The sequence below is a fragment of the Pseudomonas sp. NPDC087814 genome, from assembly GCF_044742865.1.
Classification (GTDB): Bacteria; Pseudomonadota; Gammaproteobacteria; order Pseudomonadales; family Pseudomonadaceae; genus Aquipseudomonas.
The window spans coordinates 1-10,968 of record NZ_JBIUVK010000034.1; the positions used below are offsets into that span (position 1 = coordinate 1).

The window sequence follows — 10,968 nt, forward strand, 5'->3', positions numbered from 1 at the left end:
AAGGATGGCCCATGACGGCGGCCCACGGTCCAAAGCCGGAGTGAGGGCACACCGAGCCTAGGCGAGGTGCCGAGTGGTGGGGCAAGAGCGTTTTGGTTACTTTTGCGCTTTTCAAAAGTGACCCGCTGTAAGAGCGGAACCCATAGTCGCCATTACAAAAATAACGGATATGCCCCCGATTCATCGCGCCCACCCCGGCCTGCGCTTCTGCACAAACGCCTGAGTCCCCTCAACCCCTTCCTCACCACAAACCGCCTCGGCAAACCACTCGGCAGCCTGGTCCAACAACGGCCCCAACGCCTGCTCACCACTGGCCAGCAGCAACGCCTTGGTCCGCGCATTAGCCCCCGGAGCACATCGCAAAACCTGCCCCAACACCTCATCCAGCCGCTCCGCCAACGCCTGCGGATCGTGCTCCACAAAATGCACCAACCCCAACCGCAGCGCCTCAACCCCATCAAACCGCGCCGCCGTCAAAGCCAGCCGCCGCGCCTGGGTCAGCCCGATACGCTTCACCACGAACGGGGCAATCTGCGCCGGCAACAACCCAAGGCCGGTCTCCGGCAACCCAAACTGCGCCTGATGATCCGCAATCGCCACATCACTGACACACACCAACCCAAACCCGCCGCCCAACACGGCACCCTCAAGCACCACAATCACCACTTGCGGCAGCGCCTCCACTTCCTGCAACAGCGTACCGAACGCCCGGTTCAACGCCTGCAAGCCACCCGCGGCTCCCGCGCGAGCCATGTCCTTCACATCGCCACCGGCCGAAAAATACCCACCCGCGCCGCTGATAACCAACGCCCGCACGCTCTTGTCCCCAGCCACATCGGCCAGTACCGCACGCAGTTCGTTGACCATTTCCAGGCTCATGGCATTGCGGCTGTCCGGCCGATTGAGGGTCACATGCAGCACCCCGTTATGCGGTTCCAGCAGCAAGGTATTCACGACTTTTTCCCCGGCAGGGTGCCCATCAATTTGCAGATGATCCCCAGCATGATCTCGTCCGCCCCACCACCAATCGACACCAGCCGCACATCGCGATAAGCCCGGGCCACCGGGTTGTCCCACATGAACCCCATGCCGCCCCAATATTGCAGGCAACTGTCGCTGACTTCCCGGCCCAGGCGGCCGGCCTTGAGCTTGGCCATGGAGGCCAGGCGCGTCACGTCCTGGCCCTTGATGTACTGCTCGGTGGCCTGGTACACCAGCGCCCGCAGGCATTCGATTTCGGTGGACAGTTCGGCCAGACGGAAGTGGATCACCTGGTTGTCGATCAGCGCCTTGCCGAAAGTCTTGCGTTCCTTGCAGTACTCGATGGTGCTGTCGATGCAGTACTCCAGGCCCTTGACCATATTGGCCGCGCCGAACAGCCGCTCTTCCTGGAACTGCAGCATCTGCATCATGAATCCCGCACCTTCATGGCCGATGCGGTTGCGCTGGGGGATGCGCACGTCGTCGAAAAACACCTGGGCGGTTTCCGAGCTGTGCATGCCGAGCTTTTCCAGGGGCGGGCTGACGCTGATGCCGGGGGTGTTCATCGGCACCATGATCAGCGATTTGTTGATGTGCGGCTTGTCGTCGGAGGTGTTGGCCAGCAGGCAGATGAAGTCGGCGCTCGGTGAGTTGGTGATCCACATCTTGCTGCCGTTGATCACGTAGTCAGTGCCGTCCTTGCGGGCATGGGTTTTCAGCCCGGCCACGTCGGAGCCGGCGCCGGTTTCCGAAACGCCGATGCAGCCCACCTGTTCGCCGCTGATGGCCGGGCGCAGGAATTCTTCGCGCAATTCATCGGAGCCGAAGCGGGCGAGGGCCGGGGTGCACATGTCGGTCTGCACGCCGATGGACATCGGGATGCCGCCGCAGCGAATGCTGCCGAACTCTTCGGCGGCGACGATCGAGTAGCTGTAGTCGAGGCCCATGCCACCGAATTTTTCCGGCTTGGAAATACCCAGCAAACCGAGGTCGCCGGCCTTGCGGAAGATCTCGTGGATCGGAAAGCGTCCGGCCTTTTCCCACTCATCCACATGCGGGTTGATCTCGCGCTCGACAAAGCCACGGACGGTGCGACGCAGTGCTTCGTGTTCCTGGGTGAAGATCATTTTTATTGTTCTCCCTATGGGGACGCGGGGCGTCCCGGGCTGCATTCCCACGCGGGGCGTGGGAACGATCATCAAAACCGCGCTGCACCAAAGCTGTTGGGCTGTAGTTGCCGCACCTCGGCCTCGTGGCAGATGTCCAGCAGAAACCCGAGCAAGGTTCGTGTATCCCGTGGGTCAATCAGCCCGTCGTCCCATAGGTTTGCGCTGCCGTAGAGGGCGGTGGACTGGCTGTCGAGTTTCTGTGCGGTGACCTGTTCGAGCATGTCGAGCACCTTGGGGTCGGGCACCAGGCCGTCTTTCAGTTGCTTGGCTTCGGTGACGATCCGCAGCACCTTGCCCGCCTGGGCGCCGCCCATCACGGCGGTGCGACTGTTGGGCCAGGCGAAGATGAAACGCGGGTCGAGCCCACGGCCGCACATCGCATAGTTGCCGGCACCATAGGAGCCGCCGACGACGATGGTCAGTTTCGGCACCCGGGCATTGGCCACCGCCTGGATCATCTTCGCGCCGTGCTTGATCACGCCTTGCTGTTCCGACTCGGTGCCCACCATGAAGCCGGTGGTGTTGTGGAAGAACAGCAGCGGTGTCTGGCTCTGGTCGCACAGCTGGATAAATTGCGCGGCCTTGCTCGCACCCTTCGGGGTGATTGGCCCGTTGTTGCCGATAAAGCCACAGGCGCGGCCCTGGATATGCAGGTGGCCGCAGACGGTGTGCGGGTCGAACTCGCCCTTGAATTCGAGGAAGTTGGAAGCGTCCGCCAACCGCGCGAGGATTTCGCGAACGTCGTAGGGCTTTTTCGGATCGTCGGGGATCAGCCCCAACAGCTCGTCAATCGGGTACAGCGGCTCGCTGTAAGCGCGCTTTGGCACAGGCGGCAAGCGGTCATCCCACGGCAACAGGCTGACAATCTCACGCACGATGCGCACGCCGTCAGCGTCGTTTTCCGCCAGGTATTCAGCGGTGCCGGCGGTTTGTGCATGCATCTCGGCGCCGCCCAGTTCTTCATCGGTGGCGACTTCGCCGGTGGCGGCCTTGAGCAGCGGCGGGCCGGCCAGGAACAGCTTGGCCTTGCCACGCACCACCACCACGTAATCCGAAAGGCCCGGCTGATACGCGCCGCCCGCCGTGGCCGAGCCATGCACCACGGTGATCTGCGGCAAGCCCATGGCCGACATCCGCGCCTGGTTGGCGAAGCTGCGGGCGCCTTCGACGAAAATCTCGGCGGCGTAGTTGAGGTTGGCGCCGCCGCTTTCTGCCAGCGTCACTACCGGCAGTTTGTTTTCCATGGCGATCTGTTGCAGGCGCAGGGATTTTTTCAGGCCCGAGGGGGAAATGGTCCCGCCCTTGATCGCGCTGTTGTTGGCCACCACCAGCATGCGCACGCCGCTGACGTAGCCGATGCCGGCGATCAACCCGCCGCCAGCGGCGCTGCCGTCCTTGTCATCGTGCAGTTTGTAGCCGGCCAGGCTCGCCAGTTCGAGGAACGGCGCGCCGGGGTCGAGCAATAAATTCAGGCGTTCCCGTGGCAGCAGTTGCCCGCGCTTGTCGAACTTGGCCTTGGCTTCGGCGGCCTTGCCCAGCAGGTTTTGCTCCAGCTGGCGCAATTGATTGACGCCCGTGAGCATCGCTTCGCGGTTCTGCGCGAATTGCGGGCTGTGGGCGTCGAGTTGCGAGTCGATCACCGGCATGGCTTATTTCTCCTCCTTGAGCACGTCCGGCAAGTAAGCCCGGTGGAAACCATTAAAGGACACGCTCGGCGGTTGCGCCTTGTGCAGCGGCCAGGCGCGGCTGCCCAGGCTGGCGGCGCCGTCGATGCGCAAGGTGCTGCCGCTGACGAACGCGGCGGCGGGGCTGAGCAAGAACACAATCGCCGCGCTGACTTCCGATTCGGTGCCGATGCGCTTGAGCGGAACATGCTCGCGCAAGGTCGGGATCACCGCCTTGAATGCGCCTTCGTAGGTGTCCATGCCGCTGGAGGCAATCCAGCCCGGCGCCACGGCGTTGACCCGCACCCCCGCGTAACCCCATTCAAAGGCGGCGGTCTTGGTGAAGTTGTCCATGCCCGAACGTGCCGCACCGGAGTGGCCCATGCCGGGCATGCCGCCCCACATGTCGGCGAGCATGTTGACGATGGATCCGCCGTGCTTGCTCATGCTCTGGTTGAACACTTCCCGGGCCATCAGGAAACCGCCCACCAGGTTGGTGCGCAACACGGTTTCAAAGCCCTTCTGGTTGATCGACGCGAGCGGCGAGGGGTACTGGCCGCCGGCGTTGTTCACCAGGCCATGGATCGGGCCGTGCTCCTGCAGGACCTGGCCGACCAGCGCCTTGACCGCGTCTTCATCACGAATATCGCAGGCCTGCCAGCTGGCGCGACCGCCGTCCTCACTGATCTCCGCGGCCACCGTTTGCAGTTTTTCCGGCTTGCGTCCCACCAGGATCACATGGGCGCCGAGGGCTGCCAGCTCGTGGGCGGTGCAACGGCCAATGCCACTGCCGCCGCCGGTAACGATGATGGTCTGCCCCTGGAACAGGTCGGCTTTGAAGATCGAGTCGAAGGCCACTGCGCGGGTCCTTTAAGTGAATTGATCGGCAATGTGCTGCGGCACGGCAATCGGGATTTCCAGCAGTTGCTGGGCGAAGGCCTTGCCTTGGGGATCGATGCGCAGGCTGGCAATCCCGCCGCCACCCAGGGCGTTTTCCAGCAGGAAGTTCAGGCTGTGGCTGCCGGGCAAATACCAGCGCTCGACGCGGCCGTGGATCGGGTCGAGCACGTGGCTCATCCAGTCGACGATCACTTCGGGCGTCAGTGCCTCGGCGATCCACGGCAGGTAGTCGGGCTCGCGGGCGATCACCCCGATGTTGCTGTGGTTGCCCTTGTCGCCGGAGCGGGCGACGGCCAGCTTGACCAGCGGCACGTTGGCGTCGGCGCGGCCTTGGGGTTTGGGCGGGTCGATCAATGCGATCGAGGTGTTCAGCGGTTTGGTGACGGGCAATTCGCAGGCATGCCGTTCGCCAAGGAAGTCGACGTGCAATTGGCAGGCGCTTTTATCGATCAGGAATGAAAACAACCGAATCAGCGGGTACACCGTGGGTCGCCCGCCGACGATCCCGGTGAGCCCCGGCGCCATGCCGGTGGCCGCCTGGGCAATCTCCCGGGCGAACAGCACCAGCGCCTGTTTGCTGGGGTGACGCACCGCCAGTTTCACCACCACTTCGCGGCAGTCCTGGCGTTGGGCATGGGGGCCGTAGGTGGCTTCGCTGCCCAGCAGTTCGATGTTGATGTCGGTGTAGGGCGCCCAGCCGCGCTGGCTGAACAGCTCTGAGGTCTTGTTGATGATCGCCTGGCTGACCCGTTCGGCCTTGGCCACCGCGTCGATCCCGGCGATCAGGCAACTGGCGGTGCAGCGAAAACCATCCGGGTAGGTGGCGCTGACCTTGTACTGGTCGGTGGGCGGCAGGCCTTTGGCGCCGTGCAGGTGCACGCGGTTTTTGCCTTGTTGCCGGAGCTTGACCTGGCTGAAGTCGCAGATCACGTCGGGCAACAGGTAGGCGCGCGGGTCGCCGATTTCATACAGCAGTTGCTCGGCGACGCTCAGTTCGCTGATCAGTCCGCCGGTGCCCTCGACCTTGCTGACGGTGAACTGGCCGTCGGCACTGACCTCCACAATCGGGAAACCGATGTGTTCGTAGTCCGGCACCTCCCGCCAATCGGTGAAGTTGCCGCCGGTGCACTGCGCGCCGCATTCGATGATATGCCCGGCCAATGCCGCCTGGGCCAGGCGGTCGTAGTCCTGCCAGGACCAGTCGAACTCATGCACCAGCGCCGCGCTGACCACCGCGCTGTCCACCACACGGCCGGTTATCACGATATCGGCACCCAGCTCCAGCGCCTGCACGATACCGGGCGCGCCGAGGTAGGCGTTGGTGGATACGCACATCGGCGGCAAGGGCGCGCCGCTGAACATGTCGGTGACGCCTTGCAGTTGCTTGAACTGCGGTTGCAGGTCATCCCCCAGCAGTACGGCGATCTTCAACGGGATTCGGGCCTGGTCGCAGGCCGCCTGCAACGCGGCGGCGCAGGCCTGGGGGTTGATCCCGCCGGCGTTGCTGATCACGCGGATGCCCTGGCGCTGGATATCCGCCAGCAGCGGCGTCAGCACCTCGACGAAATCCGTGGCATAGCCGGCCTGGGGATCTTTCATTCGCGCTCCGGCGAGGATCGACAGGGTGACTTCCGCCAGGTAGTCGAACACCAGGTAATCCAGCGTGCCGCCGTGCACCAACTGCGCAGCGGCGGTGCAGGTGTCGCCCCAGAAGGCGCTGGCGCAGCCGATGCGTACCGTCTTGTTCATGGGGCGTCCTTCCTCTGGTTTGCTGGCACCCACACTACCAAGCAAGCGCTTGGTTTGTAAACTCTGGTCATAACTTTGCCCCAAGCGCTTGCTTGGTTGGCTGCCACGGCCTAAATTGCCGCCCAAGACGTAACCAGAAGTTAAGGAGAGCAGCATGGATGAGCAAAAAGCCCTGCGGGTGATGCGCACCATGGTCGACGCCGGCCAATTGACCGACCCCGACAGTGCCCGTGGCAAGCTGCTGCAAACCGCGGCCCACCTGTTTCGCAACAAGGGTTTTGAGCGCACCACCGTGCGTGACCTGGCCGGCGCGGTCGGGATCCAGTCCGGCAGCATCTTTCATCACTTCAAGAGCAAGGACGAAATCCTGCGGGCGGTGATGGAGGAAACCATCCACTACAACACCGCCCTGATGCGCGCTTCCCTGGCCGAGGCGAGCAACGTGCGCGAGCGGGTGCTGGCGCTGATTCGTTGCGAATTGCAGTCGATCATGGGCGGCAGTGGCGAGGCCATGGCGGTGCTGGTGTATGAATGGCGTTCCCTGTCGGCCGAGGGCCAGGCCCAGGTGCTGGCCTTGCGCGATATCTACGAAGAGATCTGGTTGCAGGTGTTGGGGGAGGCGAAAAACGCCGGTTACATCAAGGGCGATGTGTTTATCACGCGGCGTTTCCTGACGGGCGCCTTGTCCTGGACCACCACCTGGTTTCGCGCCCAGGGCAGCATGACCCTGGAGCAACTGGCCGACGAAGCCTTGCTGATGGTGTTGAAAGCTGACTAGCCCTTTCGCGCAAGCTATTAATTGTGTGGCAGAAAGTTGTCTCGATAGACAAAAACGCCTAGCTTAGCGGGATCAAAGTTTTCGACGGTGTGTGCCTTGATGTTTTCGCCTTGGCGATTGGCTGCAGGACTCTCAATATGGGCACTTGGCGCACTGTGGCTGATGCCTGCCTCGGCCGCCCAACTGGTGAGGGTCGGTGCTGCGCATTTCCCGCCATACACCGTGCGCCCGGAGCAGGGCGCCGACACCGGGTTGCTGCCGCAACTGGTGGAAGCCTTGAACGCCCTGCAAACCGACTACCAGTTTGTGCTGGTACCCACCTCGATTCCCCGGCGTTTTCGCGACTTCCAGCAAGGTCGGGTGGACATGGCGATCTTCGAAAACCCCAAGTGGGGCTGGCAGGATATTGCCCACACCGATGTCGACATGGGCCTGGAGGATGCGGAAATCTTCGTGGCCCAGCAGGAGCCCGGTCGCGACCAATCGTATTTCGCCGACCTGACCGGCAAGCGCCTGGCGGTGTTCAGCGGCTATCACTACGCGTTCGCCAACTTCAACCCCGACCCCAAGTACATGGCGGAGCACTTCAACGCCACCTTGACCTATTCCCACGACAGCAACCTGCTGATGGTCGCCCGGGGCCGGGCCGACATCGCCCTGGTGACACGTTCCTACCTCAGTGATTTCCTGGTGCGCAATGCCGATACGGCGGGGCAGTTCCTGGTGTCCGAGCGGATCGACCAGGTGTACCACCACTATGCGTTGCTGCGGCCCAAGGCGCCGATCACGGGGCCGGCGTTCGCCGGGCTGCTCAAGCAGCTGAGGGACAACGGCCAGTTGCTGAAGATCTTCGAGCCTTACCGCATCGATGTAATGCCGGTACCGTGATCGTCTAAATTTTTGCCCTCGGCTCACGTCACTTGTTGAACTGTCGACGATTCGTGAGCCCATCCCATGTCCAATCTGAATGACCTGTCAGTGCTGCCCTTGCCGGCGGGACCCGCCCTGAATGCTGATGAAACTGATAGCCGCCTGAGCCTCACCCTTGAGGGCCAGCCGCTGATTCGCCTGCGCCTTGAGCGGGGTGATGAGGTGCAGGTGCATTTGCAGGAGCCCGCCAGTGTGCCGGCTGCCCGTGCCTTGTGGGCGGCGTGTTATTGGCTGTTTGCCAGGGAGCCCGGGCGTCAGCGACTGGTCTGGTGTCTTGAGCATGCGCCGGAAGATGCCTTGCGCAGTGGGTTGCTGGTGGCGACCGGGGTTGCCGGGCAGTTTCATTGCGAGCGCACGTTGTTCTGGCAGTTGCCGCAACCGTGGCTGGGGCAATCTCTCACGGGGACTTATCCGCAGCAGATGATCATCAGCGGTGGCAAGCGTCATCCTGCCCGTGCGCCGAAGCCGCGGGGCGAGGTGTATCGGCGGTTTGATGCGCGGCTGGGGGCGTGGATTTCACTGCGTACGGTGGAGATTGATGTTGATCTGGCGCGCTTCAATCGTTGGCAGAACAGTGCGCGGGTGGCGAATTTCTGGCAGGAAACCGGCAGCCTGGAACAGCATCGGGAGTATCTGGACAAGCTGGAAGCGGATCCCCATGCGTTGACGTTGATTGGCTGTTTCGATGATGAGCCGTTTGCTTATTTCGAGGCGTATTGGGCGAAGGAGGATCGGATTGCGCCGTTTTATGACGCGGCGGATTACGATCGCGGGATTCATATGCTGGTGGGCGAAGAGCACCACCGTGGTCCGCACAAGGTAGCGAGCTGGTTGTCGGCGCTGGTGCATTACTTGTTTCTCGATGATCCGCGTACGCAGCGTGTGGTGGCTGAGCCTCGGGCGGATAACGGGAAGATGATTGGGCATATGCAGAATCAGTGTTTCCACTGTGAGAAGGAGTTTGATTTTCCTCATAAGCGGGCGGCGTTGATGATTCTGGGGCGGGAGCGGTTTTTTGAGCGGTGTGGGTTGGTTTGACTGAGCAAAAAATCTGAGTGCACGAAGATCAAATGTGGGAGCGGGCTTGCTCGCGAAAGCGCAGTGTCAGTCAATGCATGTGTGACTGATCCACCGCTTTCGCGAGCAAGCCCGCTCCCACAGGGGATGTGTGGCGCGTCAGGCCCGCCGCGCAAACGTGTCGCTATGGGTCCCGGAAACCTTCCGGCAATGCACCAGCGCATCGCGAATCATAAAGTTCACCAACGTCGGTGAAACCCCCAGCTCCTTGGCAATATCCTTCTGCGGCACCCCGTGCAGCCGGTACATCTCAAACGCATAACGCGTGCGCTGAGGCAACTCGGTCAAGGCGTCGGCAATGTTCTCCAGCGTCGAAAAGTTGATGTGCGAGGTCTCAGGTGAAGCGCCGTGAATAACCACATTCAAGCCTTCCTCTTCCGTGCCGGAATATTTCAGCTCCAGCGCCTGCTTGCGGTAGTGATCAATAGCCAGGTTGCGCACGATCTGGAACAGGTAACTGAGCTGCGCCTTGAACGATGACGTGATGGTGGGGGCCGATTGCAACCGGAAGTAGGCGTCTTGCACCACGTCTTCGGCGCGGGATCGGCAGCCGGTAATACGCGCTGCGATCTTGACCAGGATCAGTCGATTGTCGACGAAGGCCTGGAGTAGGGGTGAGTCGCACCTGCCTGTGGATACTTGTTCCGTCATGGAAATCACCTTGTTGCAAGAGAAGGTTGGGGGAGGGCGTCCTTGCTGAGGCCTCCTACACATCGGGCAACAAATTATGCTTAATGATAATGATTGTCAAATGAGAAGACGAACTAATCTTATGCTTTATCGAGAGGTGTGAACGGCGTCTCGCTGACTAATTATTTCCCGGTGCCATCCGTTCTCATGGGTGAAAGGCCAGTTAACAAACCGGCCAAGGATCAGCGCCTGGAGGAGGACAAAATGGGTTTTTATCGTGTGAGCGGGAGTGGTCTGAAATGAACACGCCGGCTCGATTACGCCTGTTTTGCCTGCCTTACTCCGGCGCCAGCGCCATGGTCTACAGCCGCTGGCGACGGGCGCTGCCGGAGTGGTTGCAGGTGCGGCCGCTGGAGTTGCCGGGGCGCGGCATGCGCATGGACGAGCCGTTGCAGCGCGATATCAAAAACCTGGCCGGGCAACTGGCTGATGAGATCCGCGCCGAGCTGGACGGCCCCTACGCCTTGTTCGGCCACAGCCTCGGCGGCCTGCTGGCCTTCGAACTGGCCCATGCCCTGCGCGAACGGGGCGCGCCGCCGCCATTGGCGCTGTTTGCCTCGGGTACCGCCGGCCCGGCCTGTCGCGATGTCAGCGAATACGCCATCGAGAAAAACGACGAACAACTGATCGCCCGCCTGCGAGAACTCAAGGGCACGGGCGAAGACGTGCTGGCCAACGCCGAACTGATGCAGTTGATGCTGCCGATCCTGCGGGCCGACTTCCTGCTGTGCGGCAGTTTCGAATACGGCGAGCGTGAGCCGCTGAGCCTGCCCATCCATGTATTCGGCGGCAAGCAGGACACGGTGCGCGCCGATCAACTGCTGGACTGGCAGCAAGACACCGCCAGCGGTTTCTCCCTCGACATGTTCGACGGTCACCACTTCTTCCTGGTGCAGCACGAGAGTTCCGTACTGCGCTGTGTGCGGCGTTACGCCGACGAACACCTGGCCCGCTGGCGCAACGACGCCGCGCGGCAGATGGCCCGGGCAACCGGCTGAACAAGCCCCCGGCCACACATTCCCCGATTTCC

Annotated in this window: 10 protein-coding genes; 4 read left to right on the plus strand and 6 right to left on the minus strand. The window is 62.3% G+C overall.

From position 1 onward, the window contains the following. Nucleotides 1–180: 180 nt before the first annotated feature. From ACIOMR_RS21515 to ACIOMR_RS21535, 5 genes are all read right to left on the minus strand, one after another. A complete protein-coding gene (locus tag ACIOMR_RS21515; RefSeq protein WP_401196267.1) occupies nucleotides 181–954 on the minus strand; it encodes an enoyl-CoA hydratase/isomerase family protein in 774 nt (257 codons plus the stop codon). Continuing rightward, nucleotides 951–2,108, minus strand: coding sequence for a citronellyl-CoA dehydrogenase (gene atuD, locus ACIOMR_RS21520; protein WP_177081317.1), 1,158 nt, complete (start codon nucleotides 2,106–2,108; stop codon nucleotides 951–953). The genes ACIOMR_RS21515 and atuD overlap by 4 nt, the downstream gene beginning before the upstream one ends. A gap of 71 nt (nucleotides 2,109–2,179) precedes the next feature. Then, a complete protein-coding gene (gene atuC, locus ACIOMR_RS21525) occupies nucleotides 2,180–3,796 on the minus strand; it encodes a geranyl-CoA carboxylase subunit beta (protein WP_003209036.1) in 1,617 nt (538 codons plus the stop codon). Between the two features lie 3 nt (nucleotides 3,797–3,799). Then, nucleotides 3,800–4,672, minus strand: coding sequence for an SDR family oxidoreductase (locus tag ACIOMR_RS21530; RefSeq protein ID WP_177117221.1), 873 nt, complete (start codon nucleotides 4,670–4,672; stop codon nucleotides 3,800–3,802). 12 nt (nucleotides 4,673–4,684) lie between these two features. Beyond that, nucleotides 4,685–6,463, minus strand: a complete 1,779-nt coding sequence (locus ACIOMR_RS21535; protein ID WP_401196271.1) for an acyclic terpene utilization AtuA family protein — start codon at nucleotides 6,461–6,463, stop codon at nucleotides 4,685–4,687. Between the two features lie 154 nt (nucleotides 6,464–6,617). Between ACIOMR_RS21535 and ACIOMR_RS21540 the strand changes: the two genes are divergently transcribed. From ACIOMR_RS21540 to ACIOMR_RS21550, 3 genes are all read left to right on the plus strand, one after another. Then, nucleotides 6,618–7,241 carry a TetR/AcrR family transcriptional regulator gene (locus ACIOMR_RS21540; protein WP_087695088.1) on the plus strand — a complete coding sequence of 208 codons (624 nt, stop codon included), beginning with the start codon at nucleotides 6,618–6,620 and terminating at the stop codon, nucleotides 7,239–7,241. Nucleotides 7,242–7,340: 99 nt separating this feature from the next. Next, the gene (locus ACIOMR_RS21545; RefSeq protein ID WP_083853176.1) at nucleotides 7,341–8,129 is read left to right on the plus strand and encodes an ABC transporter substrate-binding protein; all 789 of its coding nucleotides are present in this window, start codon (nucleotides 7,341–7,343) and stop codon (nucleotides 8,127–8,129) included. 66 nt (nucleotides 8,130–8,195) lie between these two features. Then, entirely contained in the window at nucleotides 8,196–9,209 is a 1,014-nt protein-coding gene (locus ACIOMR_RS21550; protein WP_003209026.1) for a GNAT family N-acetyltransferase, read from the plus strand. Nucleotides 9,210–9,347: 138 nt separating this feature from the next. Here the strand turns inward: ACIOMR_RS21550 and ACIOMR_RS21555 are convergent, their stop codons facing one another. Next, nucleotides 9,348–9,899 carry an RNA polymerase factor sigma-70 gene (locus ACIOMR_RS21555; protein WP_003209024.1) on the minus strand — a complete coding sequence of 184 codons (552 nt, stop codon included), beginning with the start codon at nucleotides 9,897–9,899 and terminating at the stop codon, nucleotides 9,348–9,350. 278 nt (nucleotides 9,900–10,177) lie between these two features. Between ACIOMR_RS21555 and ACIOMR_RS21560 the strand changes: the two genes are divergently transcribed. Then, the gene (locus ACIOMR_RS21560) at nucleotides 10,178–10,936 is read left to right on the plus strand and encodes a thioesterase II family protein (RefSeq protein ID WP_003209023.1); all 759 of its coding nucleotides are present in this window, start codon (nucleotides 10,178–10,180) and stop codon (nucleotides 10,934–10,936) included. The last annotated feature ends 32 nt before the right edge of the window (nucleotides 10,937–10,968 follow it).

What these genes read in the sequence shown, in the direction of transcription:
- atuD (WP_177081317.1), bottom strand. Translation starts at nt 2,108, where the DNA reads ATGATCTTCACCCAGGAACACGAAGCACTGCGTCGCACCGTCCGTGGC.
- atuC (WP_003209036.1), bottom strand. Translation starts at nt 3,796, where the DNA reads ATGCCGGTGATCGACTCGCAACTCGACGCCCACAGCCCGCAATTCGCG.
- ACIOMR_RS21535 (WP_401196271.1), bottom strand. Translation starts at nt 6,463, where the DNA reads ATGAACAAGACGGTACGCATCGGCTGCGCCAGCGCCTTCTGGGGCGAC.
- ACIOMR_RS21540 (WP_087695088.1), top strand. Translation starts at nt 6,618, where the DNA reads ATGGATGAGCAAAAAGCCCTGCGGGTGATGCGCACCATGGTCGACGCC.
- ACIOMR_RS21545 (WP_083853176.1), top strand. Translation starts at nt 7,341, where the DNA reads ATGTTTTCGCCTTGGCGATTGGCTGCAGGACTCTCAATATGGGCACTT.
- ACIOMR_RS21550 (WP_003209026.1), top strand. Translation starts at nt 8,196, where the DNA reads ATGTCCAATCTGAATGACCTGTCAGTGCTGCCCTTGCCGGCGGGACCC.
- ACIOMR_RS21555 (WP_003209024.1), bottom strand. Translation starts at nt 9,899, where the DNA reads ATGACGGAACAAGTATCCACAGGCAGGTGCGACTCACCCCTACTCCAG.
- ACIOMR_RS21560 (WP_003209023.1), top strand. Translation starts at nt 10,178, where the DNA reads ATGAACACGCCGGCTCGATTACGCCTGTTTTGCCTGCCTTACTCCGGC.